The sequence below is a fragment of the Pseudomonas sp. NFPP12 genome, from assembly GCF_900103205.1.
Lineage (GTDB): Bacteria > Pseudomonadota > Gammaproteobacteria > Pseudomonadales > Pseudomonadaceae > Aquipseudomonas > Aquipseudomonas protegens.
Window position 1 is genome coordinate 400,466 of sequence record NZ_FMWW01000002.1, and the last position, 18,738, is coordinate 419,203.

Consider the following 18,738-nt stretch of genomic DNA (forward strand, 5'->3'; position numbering starts at 1 on the left):
GCTCGGCGCCTTAAATACCCTGCTCGACAAATGGCACGGTCAGGGCCAGCGCGGCATCCAGTGCAGCGGCATCAACACCGCCGCCCTGCGCCATGTCTGGACGACCACCGCCCTTCCCGCCCACTGCCGCAGCGGCTTGCTTCATCAAATCACCGGCTTTGAGTTGGCCAGTCAGGTCCTTGGTTACACCGGCAACCAGTACGACCTTTTCCTCATGGACACTGCCGAGCAGGATCACTGCGCGGCCGAGTTTGTTTTTCAACTGATCCACCAGCGCCAGCAGCGCCTTGCCGTCCTGGCCGTCGAGACGCGCAGCCAGCACTTTCACGCCCTTGACGTCTGCCGCCTGAGCGGACAGATCATCGCCCGCGGCGCTTGCAGCCTTGGCCTGCAACTGCTCGAGTTGCTTCTCCAGCAAGCGGTTGCGTTCCAGCACTGCCGACAGCTTGTCGATCAGGTTGTCGCGGCTACCCTTGACCAGGGTCGCCGCTTCCTTGAGTTGTTCTTCCGCCGCATTCAGGTACGCCAGGGCCGCAGCACCAGTCACTGCCTCGATACGACGCACGCCGGAAGCCACACCGCCTTCGCTGGTAATTTTCAGCAAGCCGATATCGCCGGTACGGTTGGCGTGGATACCGCCACACAGTTCTACCGAGAAGTCGCCGCCCATGCTCAGTACGCGCACGCTGTCGCCGTACTTCTCGCCGAACAGCGCCATGGCGCCCTTCTTCTTGGCGGTATCGATATCAGTTTCTTCGGTTTCCACCGGGGTGTTCTTGCGAATCTCGGCGTTGACGATGTCTTCCAGCGCCTTGATCTGCTCGGGCTTGATCGCCTCGAAGTGGCTGAAGTCGAAACGCAGGCGCTGGCTGTCCACCAGCGAGCCCTTCTGCTGTACGTGCTCGCCCAATACCTGACGCAGCGCAGCGTGCAGCAAGTGGGTGGCCGAGTGGTTCAGCGAGGTCGCGTGGCGCACTTGCGCGTCGACCTGGGTTTCAACCGGCGCACCAACAGTCAGGCTACCCTTGGCCAGCACGCCATGGTGCAGGAAGGCACCGCCGGTCTTGGTGGTGTCGCGCACGTCGAAACGCGCGTTGCCAGCCTGAAGATAACCGCAGTCACCGATCTGGCCGCCGGATTCGGCATAGAACGGGGTCTGGTCAAGAACCACCACACCCTCTTCGCCTTCGCTCAGCACGTCGACCGATTGTCCTTCCTTATAAAGAGCAACCACTTTCGCCGAACCGCTGGTGGCGTGGTAACCGGTGAACTCGGTAGCCACGTCGACCTTGACCAGGCTGTTGTAGTCCATGCCGAAAGAACTGGCGGAGCGGGCACGCACACGCTGGGCTTCCATTTCGCGCTCGAAGCCTTCCTCGTCGAGAGTCAGGTTGCGCTCGCGGGCGATATCGCCAGTCAGGTCCATCGGGAAACCGTAGGTGTCGTACAGCTTGAACACCACGTCGCCCGGCACCACCGTGCCCTTGAGCTCGGCCAGGTCCTGCTCGAGGATCTTCAAGCCCTGCTCCAAGGTCTTGGCGAACTGCTCTTCTTCGGCTTTAAGCACACGCTCGATGTGCGCCTGCTGGGACTTCAGCTCCGGGAAGGCTTCGCCCATCTCGGCAACCAGGGCGGCAACGATCTGATAGAAGAAGCTGCCCTTGGCGCCCAGTTTGTTGCCGTGACGGCAAGCGCGGCGAATGATCCGGCGCAGCACATAGCCACGGCCTTCGTTGGACGGCAGTACGCCGTCGGCAATCAGGAAGCCGCAGGAACGAATATGGTCCGCCACCACTTTCAGCGAAGCCTGGGCATCGTTGGTGCAGCCGATGGCCTTGGCTGCCGCATCCAGCAAGCTCTGGAACAGGTCGATCTCATAGTTCGAGTGCACGTGCTGCAGCACCGCGCTGATCCGCTCCAGGCCCATGCCGGTGTCCACCGACGGCGCGGGCAGCGGGTGCAACACACCATCGGCGGTGCGGTTGAACTGCATGAACACGTTGTTCCAGATTTCGATGTAACGGTCGCCGTCCTCTTCCGGCGAGCCGGGCGGGCCGCCCCAGATATCGGCGCCGTGATCGTAGAAAATCTCGGTGCAAGGGCCGCACGGGCCGGTATCGCCCATGGTCCAGAAGTTGTCGGACGCGTAAGGCGCACCCTTGTTGTCGCCGATACGCACCATGCGCTCGGCGGGTACACCGACTTCCTTGGTCCAGATGTCGTAGGCCTCGTCGTCGGTGGCATACACCGTGACCCAGAGCTTTTCCTTGGGCAGGTTGAGCCACTTGTCGGAGGTCAGGAAGGTCCAGGCGAAGGTGATCGCATCACGCTTGAAGTAGTCACCGAAGCTGAAGTTACCCAGCATTTCGAAGAAGGTGTGGTGACGAGCGGTGTAACCGACGTTTTCCAGGTCGTTGTGCTTGCCGCCGGCGCGGACGCACTTCTGGCTGCTGACAGCGCGGGTATAGGCGCGCTTTTCCTGCCCCAGAAAGCAATCCTTGAACTGGTTCATCCCCGCGTTGGTGAACAGCAGGGTGGGGTCGTTGCCTGGGATCAAGGAGCTGGAGGCTACACGGGTGTGGCCTTGCTCTTCGAAGAAGCGGAGGAAGGCTTCACGGATTTCTGCGCTTTTCATTAGGTTCTTCCACGGAGACTGCGGCCAAAGGCCTGTGCGCAACGTCAACAGACGAAACGACGGCAAAGGGCCGCATTATATCGGCGTTAATCACTAGGTACAGCGTGTTTGTACGATACAAACAGTCAATTGGACGGAGAACACTGTCAGTTACGGGAAAACTCGGCAAAAGTGCTCAGCACGTGCTCGATTTGCCCGGCGCTGACGTCCAGATGAGTGACCAGACGCAACCGTGATGCGGCGCTGAGCTTGATCCCGCGCTCGGCGGCGAACGCCTTGAGCGCCTCGGCCCGGTCCCCCATCTCTACATACACCATGTTGGTCTGCACCGGCTCGACACTGTAGCCCAACCGCCGCAGGCCATCGGCCAGCAATTGTGCATGGGCGTGGTCGTCAGCCAGACGCTGTACCTGATGGTCCAGGGCATACAGCCCCGCTGCCGCCAAACCGCCTGCCTGGCGCATGCCGCCACCGACCATCTTGCGCAGGCGCCGGGCCTTGGCGATCAGTTCCACCGAGCCACACAGCACCGAGCCCACCGGCGCACCAAGACCTTTGGACAGGCACACCGACACCGAGTCGAAATGCTCGGCAATCACCCGTGCATCCACCCCCAGCTTGACCGCTGCGTTGTACAGCCGCGCGCCATCCAGATGCAGGGCCAGCCCGTGTTCCCGGGTAAAGGCCCGCGCCTGGGCCAGGTAGGCCAAGGGCAGCACCTTGCCCTGCATGGTGTTTTCCAGGGCCAGCAGGCGGGTGCGGGCAAAATGAAAGTCATCGGGCTTGATGGCCGCAGCCACCTGGACAAGGTCCAGCGAACCGTCAGCCTGCAATTCCAGTGGCTGGGGCTGGATAGAGCCGAGTACCGCCGCGCCCCCGCCTTCATATTTATAGGTATGGGCCTGCTGCCCGACGATGTACTCGTCGCCCCGCTCACAGTGAGCCATCAAGGCCAGCAGGTTGCTCATGGTGCCCGAGGGCACGAACAGCGCCGCAGCAAAACCCAGGCGCCGCGCCAATTCACCTTCCAACCGATTGACTGTCGGATCTTCGCCGTACACATCATCCCCGGTGGGCGCACTGGCCATGGCATCGAGCATGCCAGGGGTCGGCTGGGTCACGGTGTCACTACGAAGATCGATCACGCTCATCACATCTGGCCTCGGCTGTGGGACCTGCAAGGTCCGCTCTTGAACAGGGGGAACTCCCTTTCAAAACGAAACTGCGGCCATGGCCGGCAATAATCAAGCAACAACTGTAGAAAAGCCTGAGTCTGGCGTTGAAAAATCCGATGAGAATTATCCAAAAGGTGCGATGCGTCTCGCGAGGATCTGTGTTAAAAACTCACCGCCCGCGAAAAATTGCGGGCAAACGTTCTCAGGGCGGGGTGCAATTCCCCACCGGCGGTAATTGCGTGCAATGCGCATAGCCCGCGAGCGCTTGGCGAGACCGGTGGCTTGGCCACAGGTGACGACAAGGTCAGCAGACCCGGTGTGATTCCGGGGCCGACGGTCATAGTCCGGATGAAGAGAGAACGGGATTGGCGCCAAAGGGCCGTTGCCGGGCAGTTCGTGGGAAATCCACGACCGTTCTGCGCGCACCCTTAAATCCCATTCGATTCATATATGCCCTGTTTTTCACACAAACAGGAGTCAGAACAGATGCAACCCACTGCAATCGATAGCAAAAGCAAACACCACCCCAACGAGCGCGTCGCCTTTATCCAGGCCTGCTGGCACAAGGAAATCGTCGATCAGAGCCGTCAGGGCTTCGTCACTGAAATGCTCGCCCAGGGCTATCAGGAATCCGATATCGACTTCTTCGAAGTCGGCGGCGCCTTCGAAATCCCGCTGCACGCCAAACTGCTGGCCAAATCCGGTCGTTATACCGGGATCGTTGCTGCCGGCCTGGTGGTGGACGGTGGCATCTACCGTCACGAGTTCGTCGCCCAGTCGGTCATCAGCGGCCTGATGCAAGTGCAACTGGAAACCGAAGTGCCGGTCTTCTCGGTGGTGCTGACCCCGCATCATTTCCATGCGGGTGAAGAGCATCAGAAGTTCTTCTTCGAGCACTTCGTGCACAAAGGCCAGGAAGCGGCAAGAACCTGTGCCGACACCCTGCAGAAGGTCCGCGCCCTGCGCCGTAACGAGCAGCGTGCGGTAGCGGTTTAAGCGTTAGCGGTATCGCCGGCAGGCCGGCTCCTGCGGGGGCCCGGCTTGCCGGCGAACCTCAGGCCAGGCCGTCGGCCGTGGCCGGCACAATCAGAATCCCTGCGCGCAAGCCGTTCTTCACCTTGGGATTGGGAAAAATGATCCGTGCCCCCGTCTCCTCGATGACCCAGCGGGTCTGGGCGATATCCTCGGCCAGCAGGTAACCCACTTCCAGTTCGGAAAAGTTCTCGATGTCTGCCGGCAGATGCAGGTGGAAGCTGTCGCTGTGCTTGATGACTTCCCGAGCCACGCTGAACAACTGCAACCCGTCGAGGCTGTCCTGCTCCGCAGGTGGTTCGCTACCGTCGATGATCTGCTTGAGCCGGGTTTCCAGGCGTTCGACATTGACCCCCTGGTTCTGCCCGAATGGCCGTGCCTTGCCCAACTCCAGGGTGAAGGACTCGGCCCCCAGCTGATCGTAGGTGTAGGCACTGAAGACGATGGAGGGCTTGTTCTGCAACAGCACCGCTTCCATACCGGCAGCCCGCAGGCGGGCCAGCTCGCGGCGTGAGTGCTGACGCCCGTCCTTCCATGGGTACAGGGCAAACTGCTCGATCTTCGAGCCGCGGATTGCCGTGTGCAGGTCGTAGTGCAAGCGCTGGCGATCGGGCTGGCTGAAGAAGCTCGCCGCCAGTCGCTCCAATTCACAAGCGCGCAGGGCTTCGAAACCACTGCTCGATTCATGCCGGCCATTGAATAGCCGGTTGACGTCCTGTTCGACAAAACGCTCGCCGCGGCGCATGGCCTCGGGGTTGCCGAACAGGAACAGGATACGTGCGCGGGGCTTCAGATCGCCCCGGGCGATGTCATGCAACAAGCGGTCGAGCAGCTCGATGGGAGCCGTCTCGTTGCCATGGATTCCCGCGGACAGCAGCAGGTCCAGGCCGTTATCGCGAGCCTCGGGCGGCCGCACTTCCAGCGCCCCCTCGCTCAGCCAGCGCATGCGCACGCCGTCGACAGTCAGTTGAGTCTTCTCCGCCGGTTCACGGCCGGCGAGGGTCAGTTCAAGCAGTTTGCCGAGGGCGAGCATAGAGCGGACTTCCTTAGTGGGCGTGGCCGCAGTCAGGGCCGTGCACGTGATCATCGTCACCGGCATCGGCCGGCTCCATTTCCAGTTGCAGGCTGACCAGGTTGGTCGCCAGTGGGCGCAGCAGCAGGCTGGCGTATTCCGCATCGCCTTCTTCCACATCCACGCCGATCAGCAGCTGGCCGCGGCCGTCCTGCTGGATCCACACTTCCTTGCCCTGCCACAGCACGGCGAAGCGGGTGCAGGACGTTTCCAGCTGAGTGCCGTCGGTGTCTTCAAGGATCAGCTGCAGGGTATCGCTCATGGGTCGGTTCTCATCTGGGGTAAAGCTGCGCGCCCGGGATCGCCGGGCGCTGGCTTTCAATTGATCTGGAAGGGATAAACCGCGCCCAGTTTAAGGATTTGCGTCAGTTCATCCAGTGCCGTCCGGCACTCAAGCAGCAGTTGCGGGTCAGCCAGGTCGCTTTCGCTCAGGCGGTCGCGATAGTGCTTGCCGACCCATTGGGTCAGGGTGTCGTACAACGGCGCGGTCATGATAACCCCAGGATTGACCGCCGCCAGCTCGGTTTCCTTGAGCGCCACGCGCAAGCGCAGGCACGCCGGGCCACCGCCGTTCTGCATGCTCTGCTTGAGGTCGAAGACCTTCACTTCACGAATCAGCCCGCCAGAGCTGGTGAGGCTTTGCAGGTACTGCCAGACCCGCTCGTTGCCGCGGCATTCCTCGGGCACGATCAGCAGCATCGAGCCGTCGGCGCGTGACAGCAACTGGCTGTTGAACAGGTAGGAGCGCACGGCATCTTCCACCGTCACCTGCGAACGCGGCACGCAGATCGACTGGAAGTTGCCGCCGCGCTTGCCCAGCTTGCCCTGCAACTCGGCGAGCATCTTATCGGTCTCGAGGAAGGCGTCCTCGTGATAGAACAACACCTCGCCATTGCCCACCGCGATCACGTCGTTGTGGAACACGCCCTGGTCGATCACCGAAGGGTTCTGCTGGGCATAGACCACCCCTTCCTCGCTCAGGCCATGCAACCTGGCGACGGCCTGGGAAGCTTCCAGGGTCTGGCGCGCCGGGTACTTCTGCGGTGCCGGGTAGCGAGTATCGAAAGCACTGCGACCGAAGACGAAGAACTCCACGCCGGCCTGCCCATAGTCACGGCAGAAGCGCGTGTGGTTGGCGGCGCCTTCGTCGCCGAACTGCGCAACCGCCGGCAGGGCCGCGTGATGGGCGAAATGCTTCTGGTCGGCGAACATGGCCCCCAGCACGCGGCTGGTGGTGGGGTGCTCGATGCTGCGGTGGTATTTGCAGTTGAGGTTGGCGGCAGTGAAGTGCACACGGCCATCGGCGGTGTCGGCACTGGGGCTGACCGTGGCGGCGTTGGCCACCCACATGCTCGATGCCGAGCAACTGGCGACCAGCAATGGCATCGCCTGCTTGGCGGCCTGCTGGATGACTTGGGCGTCTGTTCCGGCAAAACCCAGGTTGCGCAGGGCGGCCACGTCCGGGCGCTCTTGCGGGGCGAGCACGCCTTGCTGAAAGCCCATTTCCATCAGCGCTTTCATTTTCGCCAGGCCTTGCAGCGCCGCTTCCCTGGGATTGGAGCCCTGCTGGCTGTTGCTCTGGGAGGCAACGTTGCCGTAGGACAGGCCGCCGTAGTTATGGGTCGGCCCCACTAGCCCGTCAAAATTGACTTCATAGGATTTCATCAGCGAGGCTCCACGAATCTGTTTGTTATAGGCAATCGATATCTACACATGGCGAACGCGCTGCGCTCGTTCGCCGGCAAGTCGGCTCCTGCACAGATCTGCAGGAGCCGACTTGCCGGCGAAAAGGCCACGCCAATCAGGACAGGCGCACACCCGGCGTCAACGCACTCGGCAGCACCAGGCTCGGGGTTTCCAGGGAAGCCACCGGGTACGCGCAGTAGTCCGCCGCGTAATAGGCACTGGCCCGATGGTTGCCCGAGGCCCCCACGCCACCGAATGGCGCGCTGCTGGCGGCGCCGGTCAACTGCTTGTTCCAGTTGACGATACCTGCTCGACTTTCCAGCCAGAACTGCTGGTAGCGCTCGGCGGAGTCCGACAACAGACCGGCCGCCAGGCCGTACTGAGTGTTGTTGGCCTCGGCGATCGCGTCATCGAAATCAGCGTAGCGGATCACTTGCAGCAACGGCCCGAACAGTTCCTCATCAGGGCGCTCGGCCACGGCGCTAACGTCCAGGATGCCCGGGGTCAGCAAGGCGGCCTGGGCCTGGGGCTGGGTCATTTCCAGCAAGGCTACGGCGCCGTTGGCCAACAGCTGCTGCTGCGCATCCATCAGTGCGCGGGCGGCGCCCAGGGAGATCACCGAGCCCATGAACGGCGCAGGCTGCTGGTCAAACGCGCCGACCTCGATGGTTGCGCTGACCGCCACCAGGCGCGCCAGCAACGTGTCACCCCAGGCGCCTTGCGGCACCAGCAAGCGCCGCGCGCAGGTGCAACGCTGGCCAGCCGAGATAAAGGCCGACTGGATGATGGTGTACACCGCAGCGTCCAGGTCGGCGACCTGCTCCACCACCAGGGGGTTGTTGCCGCCCATTTCCAAGGCCAGGATCTTGTCCGGGCGCCCGGCGAACTGCTGGTGCAGGTGATTGCCGGTACGGCTGGAACCGGTGAAGAACAACCCATCGATACCCGGATTGGCCGCCAGGGCGATGCCGGTTTCCCGAGCGCCTTGCAGCAGGTTCAGCACACCGGCCGGCAGGCCGGCTTCGATCCAGCACTGCACCGTCAGCTCGGCGACTTTCGGCGTCAGCTCGCTGGGTTTGAACAGCACGCTGTTACCGGCCAGCAAAGCGGGAACGATGTGCCCGTTAGGCAGGTGGCCAGGGAAGTTGTAGGGGCCGAACACCGCCACCACACCGTGGGGCTTGTGCCGCAGCACGGCGGTGGCGTCGCCCAGCGGGCCGCTCTTCTCGCCGGTACGCTCGCGGTAGCTCTGCACCGAGATGGCGATCTTGTTGATCATGCTGGTGACTTCGGTGGCAGCTTCCCACAGCGGCTTGCCGGTTTCCTCGCCAATGCAGCGGGCCAGTTCGTCGGCACGGCTCTTCAGGCTGGCGGCAAAGGCTTCGAGCACGCTGATGCGCTCTTCCAGGGAACGCTTGGCCCAGGCCGGAAACGCCTGGCGGGCAGCCTGCACGGCGCTCTCCACTTGTGCGGCAGTGGCACCATTACCCGACCAGATGACCGCCTGGGTCACCGGATTGACCGAGGTGAAGGCCTCGCCCTGACCGGCCAGCCATTGGCCGGCAATGTACAGCGTGCTCATTGTTTCGACTCCCGAGAAGCAGACAGCGGAACCGCGCGGACCTGGTCGCCGGCGTTGAGTTGCAGGCGCTTGGCGGTCAGGGGATCGACCACCAGGGTGCCGGCGGCAAAGCGCGCCGGTGCCGCGGTGATGCGGCAGTCCTCGCGCTTGCGGTTGTGGATCAGGAACGGCGTGGCGTCGTCGCCCGGGGTGCCGATGGCCAGCACCAGCGCCTGGCTGTCACGCACTGCGCGGATCTTGCTGGTCTCGCACTCCACCGCCGGGCCGGCGTCGAAGATGTCGACATAGCCCTGGTAGCTGAAGCCTTCGCTCTTGAGCATGGCCAGCGCCGGCTCGGTGTCGGTGTGGACCTTGGCGATGACGTTGCGCGCATCTTCGGACAGGAAACAGGTATAGAGCGGGAACTTGGGCATCAGCTCGGCGATGAAGGCCTTGTTGCCGACGCCGGTCAGGTAGTCGGCCTGGCTGAACTCCATCTTGAAGAAGTGCCGGCCCAGGCTTTCCCAGAACGGCGAGCGGCCATTCTCGTCGGACATGCCCCTCATCTCGGCAATGATCTTGTTGCCGAACAGCTGCGGGAACTCGGCGATGAACAGCATCCGCGCCTTGGCCAGCATGCGGCCGTTGAGGCCGGTGCGGTAATCGGCATGCAGGAACAGCGAGCACAGCTCGGAGTTGCCGGTCAGGTCATTGGCCAGGAACAGCGTGGGGATCTCGCGGTAGATGTTCAGCTCCTGGGAGGCGCTGACCGTCAAGCCGACCCGGAAGTTGTACCAGGGCTCGCGCAGGCCGACGGCGCCGGCGATGGCGGAAATGCCCACCACCCGGCCGTTGTCGTCTTCCAGCACGAACAGGTAGTCCGCATCGCCGCGCTCGGCTTCACCGCGAAAGGTCTTTTCCGCCCAGCCGACCCGGTGGGTCAGGCGCTCTTCGTTGGCCGGCAAGGTGGTGAGGCCAGTGCCGGTGCTGCGGGCCAGGTCGATCAGCGCGGGTAAATCGCTGCTGCGTACGGGACGAACGATCATGCTATCTCCTCAGACGCAGGCCGCTGGCGGCCTGCGCGAAACTCGCTGCTTCTAGGCTTGCTTTCCAGGTAGTGAAAGCAGGCGTTAAACCGCCACCAGGCGCACGCTGGCGCCTTCGCCGACGCCCAGGGCTTCGGCGGCTTGCAGGTCCAGGGTCACCGGTTTGCCCGGGGCGTAATCCAGCTCCAGCAACACCGCGCGGTAATCCTGCAACTGGCCATTGGAGACCAGGTACTGGCGGCCGCCGCCCTTGGCTGCTTCACCGATCTTCACCGGCACCACGCGGCTCTGGGCAATCGAGCGGATACCCGAGACCCGCGCATGCAAGGTCGGGCCACCGTCGAAGATGTCGATGTAGTGATCGGTTTCAAAACCTTCGCGCATCAAGATGTCGAAGGTGATCTGTGCCCGCGGGTGCACCTGGCCCATGGCTTCCTGGGCCGCATCCGGCAGCAGCGGCACGTAGATCGGGTAATGGGGCATCAGCTCGGCGAGGAAGGTCCGGCTTTTCAGGCCGCACAGGCGCTCGGCCTCGGCGTAGTTGAGGTCGAAGAAGTTGCGCCCGATGGCATCCCAGAACGGCGAGTCGCCATGCTCATCGCTGTAGCCGACGATCTCGGTCACCACCGAATCGGCGAAGCGCTCCGGGTGGCTGGCGACGAACAACAGGCGGCCGCGGGAGTTGAGCTCCGACCAGGCCGAGCCCACCAGCTCCGGTACCACGTAGAAACTGGTCAGCAGGCTGTTGCCGGTGAGGTCGTGGCACTGGGACAGGACGTGGATCTTGTTGTGGATCTTCAGCTCGCGGGAGGCGTGGACGAAGGTTTCGTTGCGAAAGCTGTAGAACGGCTCGGAGTAGCCGGCCGAGGCGACAATCGCCGAGCAGCCCACCAGCTTGCCGCTGTCGGTGTCTTCCAGGACGAAAAAGTAACTCTCTTCACCGTTGAAGCTCACTTCAGCGGCGAACGAAGCCTCGCTTGCGGCGATCTTGTCGCTCAGGCGATCCACATCATCCGGCAAGGAGGTGACACCAATCGGGCTGTCTGCAGCCAGACGCTGTACCTCGCCCAGATCAGCCATTTGCGCGGGGCGCATCACCAGCATGGTGTCACTCCTTACTCTAAAACAGGTCGGAAACCGTCCGACTCAGGGAAAAAAATGCCGGGATAGCCCGGCACAGGAATTAGGCTCGACGCCGGCCGCAAAAGCCGGCGCCGAGAAGCACCGCCGCCCTGGATCAGGCTTGAGTCAATTTCGCCACGGCGCGCTCGAAGCGGTCCAGGCCCTGGTCGATATCGGCATCCTCGACCACCAGGCTCGGCGCGAAGCGCACCACGTCAGGGCCGGCTTGCAGGATCATCAGGCCTTCTTTCTCGGCCGCGTTGAACACGTCCTTGGCCTTGCCCTTCCAGGCCTCGCTGAGCACGCAGCCGAGCAACAGGCCCAGGCCGCGGACTTCAGTGAACAGGCCGTACTTCTCGCCGATCTGCAACAGACGGGTCTTGAAGCGGTCGTGCTTGGCTTTCACACCATTGAGCACCTGTGGGGTGTTGATCACGTCGATCACCGCCTCGGCCACCGCACACGCCAGCGGATTGCCGCCGTAGGTGGTGCCGTGGGTGCCGACTACCAGGTGCTTGGCCAGCGCTTCGGTGGTCAGCATCGCCGCGATCGGGAAACCGCCGCCCAGGCTCTTGGCGCTGGTGAGGATGTCCGGGGTCACGCCGTAATGCTGATAGGCGAACAGCTCGCCGCTGCGGCCCATGCCGGTCTGCACTTCGTCGAACACCAGCAGCGCGTTGTGCTGGTCGCACAGCTCGCGGGCGCCTTGCAGGTAGGCCAGCTCGGCCGGCAGCACGCCGCCCTCGCCCTGGATCGGCTCCAGCACCACGGCGCAGGTCTTGTCGGAAACCGCGGCTTTCAGGGCGGCCAGATCGTTGTACGGCACATGGGTGATGCCGGTGATCTTCGGACCGAAGCCATCGGAGTACTTGGACTGGCCACCCACGTTCACGGTGAACAGGGTACGGCCGTGGAAGCTGTTCAGGGCCGCGATGATTTCGTACTTCTCGGCGCCGAAACGATCGTGAGCCACGCGACGGGCCAGCTTGAAGGCGGCCTCGTTGGCTTCTGCGCCGGAGTTGCAGAAGAACACGCGCTCGGCGAAGGTGGCGTCGATCAGCTTGTGGGCCAGGCGCAGGGCCGGCTCGTTGGTGAAGACGTTGGACACATGCCACAGCTTGCCCGCTTGCTCGGTCAGTGCGCCTACCAGGGCCGGATGGGCGTGGCCCAGTACGTTGACCGCGATGCCGCCGGCGAAGTCGATCAGTTCCCGACCCGACTGATCCCATACTCGGGACCCCGCGCCACGCACAGGAATGAAGGCCGCAGGTGCGTAGTTGGGAACCATCACCTGGTCGAAATCGGCGCGTTGCACCGGAGCTTGCTCAACGGACATCGGAGTCTCCTGAAGAGGAACACCCGCCTGAAACTGGCGAGCGATGGAGGGATTGTAAGGACAGTTTTGTGCCCGGCCTTGTCGCCAAGCGACAACTTCTTATAGCGCCAACCCAGGTTTTAAGCGGGTTTATGGCAATGCGACAAATAGCGTCGCAAAGGCGCAGTTTAAACTGCGCACAGCCTCAGCGGCAGATTTGCCGGGCAATTTGCCCAAGGTAATTACCCAGGTAGTTACGTGGCGGGCAGCCCCAAATCTCGAAAAGGTTATCGACGTTACGACAAGAGGGCGTCGAACGGGATTTTGCGGGCGAGCGGGTTGCCTGTGGGATTCGCCGGCAAGCCGCCTCTTACAATACGGGGTCAACCGCGCTCGGAAGGCACGGAGGAGAGTTCGAACGGGCTGCTGCTGCGCCGCTGATTGCGATCTTCACGCGGGGTGGCGCCAAAGAAGTTGCGATAAGCGCTGGAGAAGTGCGGGCCGGAAGAAAAACCACAGGACAGGCCGATCTGAATGATTGACTTGCTGGTCTGCATCAGCATCTGCCGGGCCTTGTTCAGGCGCAGCTCCAGGTAATACTGGCTGGGCACGCGGTTCAGGTACTGCTTGAAGATCCGCTCCAACTGACGACGGGAAACACAGACGTGCTGGGCAATCTCGTCGGTGGTCAGCGGCTCCTCGATATTGGCCTCCATCAGCAGCACTGCCTGGGTCAGCTTCGGGTGGCTGGAGCCCAGGCGATTTTGCAGCGGGATACGCTGGCGCTCGCCGCCTTCACGAATGCGCTCCACCACCAGTTCCTCGGACACCGCACCGGCCAGCTCGGCGCCATGATCCCGGGCCAGCACCGCCAGCAGCAGGTCCAGCACCGACATGCCACCGCACGCGGTCAGGCGATCACGGTCCCAGTCGAACAGATGGCTGGTGGCGATGACCTTGGGAAAACGCTCAGCGAAATCATCCTGCCAGCGCCAGTGCACCGCTGCCCGATAACCATCGAGCAACCCCAGTTGTGCCAAGGGGTAAACCCCGGCTGACAGCCCACCAATCACACAGCCTGCACGCACCAGCTGCTTGAGGGCACTGCTCAAGCCGGAACTCATCGGCGCCGGCGGCTCGTCCGCCAGCAGGAACAGTTTCTGACAACCTTCCAGCTTGCCCGCCCAAGGCTCGCCCGGCAGTTGCCAGGCGCCTTCGGCCGGGGCCTCAGCCTGCAGGAAAGCCAGCTCATAGACCACTTCCGGGTGCACCCGCTGGGCAACACGCAAGGCCTCCTCAGCCAGCGCCAGCGTCAAGGCTTTAGTGCTGGGCCAAATCAGGAAACCAATTCGATGGGCAGTCATGGCGGGCAATCCGAAACGAAAACAAGGTGAGAAGCCAAGGGCGGCAGCACCAAGTTAGACCATCTGGCGCGCGGTGCGCAGCATGACCTAATTTGGTGCACAACGGCAGCTATTACTTGAGGCTGCCCGAGAGGAATTGTTGCAAACGTTCTGATTGCGGGTTCACCAGCACTTCACGCGGGTTGCCGCTCTCTTCCACCACACCCTTGTGCAGGAACACCAACTGGTTGGACACCTCACGGGCAAAGCCCATTTCGTGGGTCACCACCACCATGGTCCGGCCTTCCTGGGCCAGGGCCTGCATGACCTTCAGGACGTCGCCCACCAGTTCCGGATCCAGGGCCGAGGTCGGCTCGTCGAACAGCATGACTTCCGGTTCCATCGCCAGGGCCCGGGCAATCGCCACCCGTTGCTGCTCGCCACCGGACATGTGCCCCGGATAGGCATCCTTGCGGTGCGCCACACCGACCTTGGCCAGGTAGTGCTCGGCCTTCTCGCGAGCCTCGGCCTTGGACACACCCAGCACATGCACCGGCGCTTCCATGATGTTTTCAATCGCGGTCATGTGCGACCACAGGTTGAAATGCTGGAACACCATCGACAGGCGCGAGCGCATGCGCTGCAGCTGCTTGGGATCGGCGGCCTTCAAGGCGCCGTCCTTGTTGGCTACCAGCTTCAGCTCTTCGTTGTTCAGCAGGATCTTGCCCGCATGGGGCTGCTCCAGCAGGTTGATGCAGCGCAGGAATGTACTCTTGCCCGAGCCACTGGAGCCGATGATGCTGATTACATCGCCAGCTGCGGCCTTCAGGGACACGCCCTTGAGCACTTCGTGACTGCCATAGCGCTTATGCAGGTCTTGGACTTCAAGTTTGTACATGCGGTCGGTTCTCACAAAAACAGTCAGTCGTTGAGCAAGCGCCCGTGACGCAGCGCTTCGCGCCCCGCCACCTTGGCCAGCCAGAAACCGGGTTGGGCATAACGCAGCCGCTCAACGGCGAACAGCACGCCGCTGGTGCCAGCACACACCGTGCTGACCCGATCGGATAGGGGATCAATCACTTCAAAAACCGGCTCGCCCGCCTCCACCCAGCTACCGGCCGGACGCAGAAAGCTCACCACGCCGGGGTGCGGCGCATACAGCAGTTGGGTGCCTTCGAAAGGCATGGCCTCGCAGGCTTCGCGCCCGGGGGCCGGCCAATCACCGGCAATCAACCCCTGCTCGGCAAGAAACGCCAGGATGCCTTCGGCGTGCGCTTGGGCCTGAGGCCGCCCGGTGTCGGCCTGGCCGCCCAGCTCGAGGGTGGTTGCCAGGCAAGCCAAGGGGATCTGCGCTTCAGGGAACTGCCGCGACAGGCGCAACCAGGGCAACGAACAGGCTTCGTCGAACGAACTGCCACCGGAATCTTCCGCCAGCAGGCCGACCTTCACATCCAGGTGCGCGGCCAGGGAGCGCCACTGCGGCCAATGCTGCGGCAATGCATACATGTGCAGCGCCGCCTCGGCATCGCAATGCAGGTCCAGCACCACATCAGCGCTGCAGGCATGGCTCAGGAGCACCCGCTGCATGCCCTGCAACTGGCTGGACGCCGGCGGTAGCTCAGCCAGCACCTCGGCCATGGCCTGGCGAATCAGGCGCACATTGGCGTGCGGATCATCCCCCAGGCGCCCTTGCAGGCGCTGGCCGACCGGCTCGCTCAACTCGACGAAATCACGGTTGAAGTTCTTGCCGCTGCCGGCCTCGAAACGCCCCTGGTGATTGCCTTGCAGCAACTGGCCCAGGCCCAGCGGGTTGGCCACCGGCACCAGTTCGATGACGCCGTTGAGAGCCCCCTGGGCTTCCAGTGCGCCGAGGCGCTTCTTCAGCTCCCAGGCAGTACGCATGCCCGGCAACTCGTCAGCATGCAGGCTGGCCTGGATATAGGCCTTGCGCTCGCCGCTGCCGAAACGGAACACCGAGATATGCCGCTCGCTACCCAGGTGATTCCAGGGCAATGGATGATCAATGCGCTCCATATCAGTGCTTCCGCGGCGCCAGGTAGCGCAGCCAGCGGCCTTCGGCCAGCTTGAACAGGCGCACCAGGATAAAGGTCAGGCACAGGTAGAACACGCCGGCGGTGATGTAGGCCTCGAACGGCAGGTAGTACTGCGCGTTGACCGTCCGCGCCGCGCCGGTGATGTCGATCAGGGTCACGATGGACGCCAGACTGGTGGTCTGCAGCATCATGATCACTTCGTTGCTGTACTGCGGCAGCGCGCGGCGCAGAGCCGACGGCAAGAGAATGCGGCGGTACATCTTGTAGCGCGACATGCCCATGGCCTTGGCCGCCTCGATCTCGCCATTGGGCGTGGCCTTGAGGCTGCCGGCGATGATTTCCGCGGTGTAGGCGCTGGTGTTGATGGCAAAGGCCAGGCAGGCGCAGAAGGTCGCGCTGGACAGCCAGGGCCAGAGGAAACTCTCGCGCACCGCTTCGAACTGAGCCAGGCCGTAGTAGATCAGGAACAGCTGCACCAGCATCGGCGTGCCGCGGATCACATAGGTGTAGAGCCAGGCTGACATGTTCACCAGCGGCTGCTTGGACACCCGCATCAGCCCCAGGGGCAGCGCCACCAGCAAACCGAAGAACAGCGACAGCGCCAGCAGTTTCAGGGTGGTCAGCAGGCCGCCGAAGTACAGCGGCAGGGCCTCATAGATGACGTTGTAGTCGAAGATCATAGATCAGCCGCCCTTACGCCTACCGAGTAGCGCTTCTCAAGGTAACGCAGTGCCAGCAACGAGACACTGGTGATCACCAGGTACATCGCCGCCACTGCAAGGAAGAAGGTGAATGGCTCGCGAGTGGCATCCGCCGCCTGCTTGGCCTTGAACATCATGTCTTGCAGGCCCACCACGGAAATCAGCGCGGTCGCCTTGGTCAGTACCAGCCAGTTGTTGGTGAAGCCGGGAATCGCCAGGCGAATCATCTGCGGCACCATCACCCGGAAGAACACCTGGAAGCTGCTCATGCCGTAGGCCATGCCGGCTTCCGCCTGCCCCTTGGGGATCGCCATGAAGGCGCCACGGAAGGTTTCGGAGAGGTAGGCACCGAAGATGAAGCCCAGGGTGCCGATACCGGCCGCCAGCGGATTGAGGTCGATGTAATCGTCATAACCCAGCAGCGGCGCCACCCGGTTGAGCAGATCCTGGCCGCCGTAGAAGATCAGCAGGATCAGCACCAGGTCGGGAATACCGCGGATTACCGTGGAGTACAGGTCGCCCAGCCAGGCCAGCCAGCGCACCGGCGAGAGGCGCAGCGCAACCCCGATCAGACCCAGAACAATGGCCAGGGCCATGGACGACAAGGCGAGCTGAAGCGTCAGCCAAGCGCCATCGAGGATGACAGCCCCGTAGCCTTTCAACATGATTCAGGTCCTCGAAAATTGGGATGAAAAAATGGCGCAAACTTCAGAGATTCTGCTGCTTGCGCCATCTCGGACTGACTGATTCGACGGTCTTACTTGCCGTAGATGTCGAAGTCGAAGTACTTGTCCTGGATTTGCTTGTACTTGCCGTTCTCACGAATGGCAGCGATGGCGGCGTTGATCTTGTCCAGATCGGCCTTGTCGCCCTTGCGCACGGCGATCCCTACGCCGTCGCCGAAGTATTTGACGTCGGTGAAGGCCGGACCAACGAAGGCGAAGCCCTTGCCAGCGTCGGTTTTCAGGAAGCCGTCATTCAACAGGGTAGCGTCCGCCACGGTGCCGTCGAGGCGACCGGCGGCCACATCCAGGTAGATTTCGTTCTGCGAGCCGTAAGGCTTGATCTGCGCCCCCAGGGGAGCCAGCACTTCACGGGCGAAACGCTCGTGGATCGAACCGCGCTGCACGCCGATGTTCTTGCCCTTGAGCTCGGCCAGGCCGTCGCTGATCTGGGTACCGGCCTTCATCACCAGACGCGCCGGGGTGTTGTAGTACTTGTTGGTGAAGTCCACGGATTTCTTGCGATCTTCAGTGATCGACATGGACGAGAGGATGGCGTCGATCTTGCGAACCTTCAGGGCCGGGATCAGGCCGTCGAACTCTTGCTCGACCCAGACACACTTGACCTTCATCTCTTCGCACAGGGCGTTGCCGATGTCGTAGTCGAAACCGACGATGCTGCCGTCCGGCGCCTTGGAGGCAAACGGAGGGTAAGCCGCTTCGATACCAATTTTCAGGGGCTTTTCATCGGCAAAAGTCGGCAGGGAGAGCACGGACAGTGCCAGGGCGCCAAGAAGCACGAGTTTCTTCATCTTAGAACTCCATCGGTAAAGGGCGAAAACGGCAGAGTGAGCGACAGCCCAATATGCGAATGGGTGAAACAGCAAATAGCGGCGCTGCGGCCCGGGCAGCCCGCAGGGGGCTCACACACAGGCAACGACGAGCGAGTGACCGGCATTCTAACGACAGGCTGGAAGCCGATATTTCCTCAATGCGACAACAAATTACAGAAGCATCGAGAATGCCTGGCCAGCGCATTGACAGCTCTTCAATTCTATGCAAGAGCGAAAGACGGGGAACCGATCTATGCTGCAAATTGCGGGCCTATTATTGGCAAAGCCTTCTATTCCGGCAAGCGCAGCGTGATGACTTATTTTTTATAAGGGTATAAAAGGCCCTGAAATGGGGCCCGGCGTTTCCCATTGCCCCGAAAGTAGGCGCGAGGTTACATCTTCGGCCGTACCGGTAACATTCGGATACACCGAAGGGATAAA

16 protein-coding genes and 1 riboswitch are annotated in these 18,738 nt (G+C 62.5%); of the genes, 1 reads left to right on the forward strand and 15 read right to left on the reverse strand.

The window, feature by feature from the left end:
* Window positions 1–10: 10 nt before the first annotated feature.
* Window positions 11–2,635, reverse strand: coding sequence for an alanine--tRNA ligase (gene alaS / locus BLS75_RS09415; RefSeq protein WP_072450713.1), 2,625 nt, complete (start codon window positions 2,633–2,635; stop codon window positions 11–13).
* Between the two features lie 146 nt (window positions 2,636–2,781).
* The gene (gene ltaE / locus BLS75_RS09420; RefSeq protein ID WP_072450986.1) at window positions 2,782–3,786 is read right to left on the reverse strand and encodes a low-specificity L-threonine aldolase; all 1,005 of its coding nucleotides are present in this window, start codon (window positions 3,784–3,786) and stop codon (window positions 2,782–2,784) included.
* A 218-nt stretch (window positions 3,787–4,004) separates the two neighbouring features.
* Window positions 4,005–4,175: riboswitch (FMN riboswitch) on the forward strand.
* A 121-nt stretch (window positions 4,176–4,296) separates the two neighbouring features.
* On the opposite strand from ltaE, the gene BLS75_RS09425 reads away from it, so the two are divergent.
* Entirely contained in the window at window positions 4,297–4,806 is a 510-nt protein-coding gene (locus tag BLS75_RS09425) for a 6,7-dimethyl-8-ribityllumazine synthase (protein WP_011062764.1), read from the forward strand.
* Window positions 4,807–4,864: 58 nt separating this feature from the next.
* On the opposite strand, the gene astE is transcribed toward BLS75_RS09425, so the two are convergent.
* From astE to BLS75_RS09490, 13 genes are all read right to left on the reverse strand, one after another.
* Window positions 4,865–5,875, reverse strand: a complete 1,011-nt coding sequence (gene astE, locus BLS75_RS09430) for a succinylglutamate desuccinylase (RefSeq protein ID WP_011062765.1) — start codon at window positions 5,873–5,875, stop codon at window positions 4,865–4,867.
* A gap of 13 nt (window positions 5,876–5,888) precedes the next feature.
* The gene (locus tag BLS75_RS09435; RefSeq protein ID WP_011062766.1) at window positions 5,889–6,176 is read right to left on the reverse strand and encodes a hypothetical protein; all 288 of its coding nucleotides are present in this window, start codon (window positions 6,174–6,176) and stop codon (window positions 5,889–5,891) included.
* A 56-nt stretch (window positions 6,177–6,232) separates the two neighbouring features.
* Window positions 6,233–7,579 (reverse strand): N-succinylarginine dihydrolase, encoded by a 1,347-nt coding sequence (astB, locus tag BLS75_RS09440; RefSeq protein WP_011062767.1) that lies wholly within the window; start codon window positions 7,577–7,579, stop codon window positions 6,233–6,235.
* A gap of 136 nt (window positions 7,580–7,715) precedes the next feature.
* The gene (astD, locus tag BLS75_RS09445; protein ID WP_072450714.1) at window positions 7,716–9,182 is read right to left on the reverse strand and encodes a succinylglutamate-semialdehyde dehydrogenase; all 1,467 of its coding nucleotides are present in this window, start codon (window positions 9,180–9,182) and stop codon (window positions 7,716–7,718) included.
* Window positions 9,179–10,207: an arginine N-succinyltransferase gene (astA, locus tag BLS75_RS09450; RefSeq protein ID WP_011062769.1), complete on the reverse strand. Its 1,029-nt coding sequence runs from the start codon at window positions 10,205–10,207 to the stop codon at window positions 9,179–9,181. Before astA ends, astD begins: the two co-directional genes overlap by 4 nt.
* An 84-nt stretch (window positions 10,208–10,291) precedes the next feature.
* Window positions 10,292–11,311 (reverse strand): arginine/ornithine succinyltransferase subunit alpha, encoded by a 1,020-nt coding sequence (gene aruF, locus BLS75_RS09455; protein ID WP_011062770.1) that lies wholly within the window; start codon window positions 11,309–11,311, stop codon window positions 10,292–10,294.
* 133 nt (window positions 11,312–11,444) lie between these two features.
* Window positions 11,445–12,665: an aspartate aminotransferase family protein gene (locus tag BLS75_RS09460; RefSeq protein ID WP_011062771.1), complete on the reverse strand. Its 1,221-nt coding sequence runs from the start codon at window positions 12,663–12,665 to the stop codon at window positions 11,445–11,447.
* Window positions 12,666–13,027: 362 nt separating this feature from the next.
* Window positions 13,028–14,008 (reverse strand): transcriptional regulator ArgR, encoded by a 981-nt coding sequence (gene argR / locus BLS75_RS09465; protein WP_011062772.1) that lies wholly within the window; start codon window positions 14,006–14,008, stop codon window positions 13,028–13,030.
* A 112-nt stretch (window positions 14,009–14,120) separates the two neighbouring features.
* Window positions 14,121–14,885, reverse strand: a complete 765-nt coding sequence (locus BLS75_RS09470) for an ABC transporter ATP-binding protein (protein ID WP_011062773.1) — start codon at window positions 14,883–14,885, stop codon at window positions 14,121–14,123.
* Window positions 14,886–14,908: 23 nt separating this feature from the next.
* The gene (locus tag BLS75_RS09475) at window positions 14,909–16,021 is read right to left on the reverse strand and encodes a succinylglutamate desuccinylase/aspartoacylase family protein (protein ID WP_072450715.1); all 1,113 of its coding nucleotides are present in this window, start codon (window positions 16,019–16,021) and stop codon (window positions 14,909–14,911) included.
* Between the two features lies 1 nt (window position 16,022).
* Window positions 16,023–16,721, reverse strand: a complete 699-nt coding sequence (locus BLS75_RS09480) for an ABC transporter permease (RefSeq protein ID WP_015636682.1) — start codon at window positions 16,719–16,721, stop codon at window positions 16,023–16,025.
* The gene (locus BLS75_RS09485; RefSeq protein ID WP_011062776.1) at window positions 16,718–17,407 is read right to left on the reverse strand and encodes an ABC transporter permease; all 690 of its coding nucleotides are present in this window, start codon (window positions 17,405–17,407) and stop codon (window positions 16,718–16,720) included. Before BLS75_RS09485 ends, BLS75_RS09480 begins: the two co-directional genes overlap by 4 nt.
* Window positions 17,408–17,499: 92 nt before the next feature.
* A complete protein-coding gene (locus BLS75_RS09490; protein ID WP_072450716.1) occupies window positions 17,500–18,276 on the reverse strand; it encodes an ABC transporter substrate-binding protein in 777 nt (258 codons plus the stop codon).
* Between the last annotated feature and the right edge of the window lie 462 nt (window positions 18,277–18,738).

Bases quoted from the DNA above. Each gene is read 5' to 3' on its own strand.
- BLS75_RS09480 (WP_015636682.1), bottom strand. From the start codon at position 16,721: ATGATCTTCGACTACAACGTCATCTATGAGGCCCTGCCGCTGTACTTC.
- BLS75_RS09425 (WP_011062764.1), top strand. From the start codon at position 4,297: ATGCAACCCACTGCAATCGATAGCAAAAGCAAACACCACCCCAACGAG.
- aruF (WP_011062770.1), bottom strand. From the start codon at position 11,311: ATGCTGGTGATGCGCCCCGCGCAAATGGCTGATCTGGGCGAGGTACAG.
- BLS75_RS09475 (WP_072450715.1), bottom strand. From the start codon at position 16,021: ATGGAGCGCATTGATCATCCATTGCCCTGGAATCACCTGGGTAGCGAG.
- astB (WP_011062767.1), bottom strand. From the start codon at position 7,579: ATGAAATCCTATGAAGTCAATTTTGACGGGCTAGTGGGGCCGACCCAT.
- ltaE (WP_072450986.1), bottom strand. From the start codon at position 3,786: ATGAGCGTGATCGATCTTCGTAGTGACACCGTGACCCAGCCGACCCCT.
- argR (WP_011062772.1), bottom strand. From the start codon at position 14,008: ATGACTGCCCATCGAATTGGTTTCCTGATTTGGCCCAGCACTAAAGCC.
- BLS75_RS09490 (WP_072450716.1), bottom strand. From the start codon at position 18,276: ATGAAGAAACTCGTGCTTCTTGGCGCCCTGGCACTGTCCGTGCTCTCC.
- BLS75_RS09485 (WP_011062776.1), bottom strand. From the start codon at position 17,407: ATGTTGAAAGGCTACGGGGCTGTCATCCTCGATGGCGCTTGGCTGACG.
- astE (WP_011062765.1), bottom strand. From the start codon at position 5,875: ATGCTCGCCCTCGGCAAACTGCTTGAACTGACCCTCGCCGGCCGTGAA.
- alaS (WP_072450713.1), bottom strand. From the start codon at position 2,635: ATGAAAAGCGCAGAAATCCGTGAAGCCTTCCTCCGCTTCTTCGAAGAG.
- astA (WP_011062769.1), bottom strand. From the start codon at position 10,207: ATGATCGTTCGTCCCGTACGCAGCAGCGATTTACCCGCGCTGATCGAC.
- BLS75_RS09435 (WP_011062766.1), bottom strand. From the start codon at position 6,176: ATGAGCGATACCCTGCAGCTGATCCTTGAAGACACCGACGGCACTCAG.
- BLS75_RS09460 (WP_011062771.1), bottom strand. From the start codon at position 12,665: ATGTCCGTTGAGCAAGCTCCGGTGCAACGCGCCGATTTCGACCAGGTG.
- astD (WP_072450714.1), bottom strand. From the start codon at position 9,182: ATGAGCACGCTGTACATTGCCGGCCAATGGCTGGCCGGTCAGGGCGAG.
- BLS75_RS09470 (WP_011062773.1), bottom strand. From the start codon at position 14,885: ATGTACAAACTTGAAGTCCAAGACCTGCATAAGCGCTATGGCAGTCAC.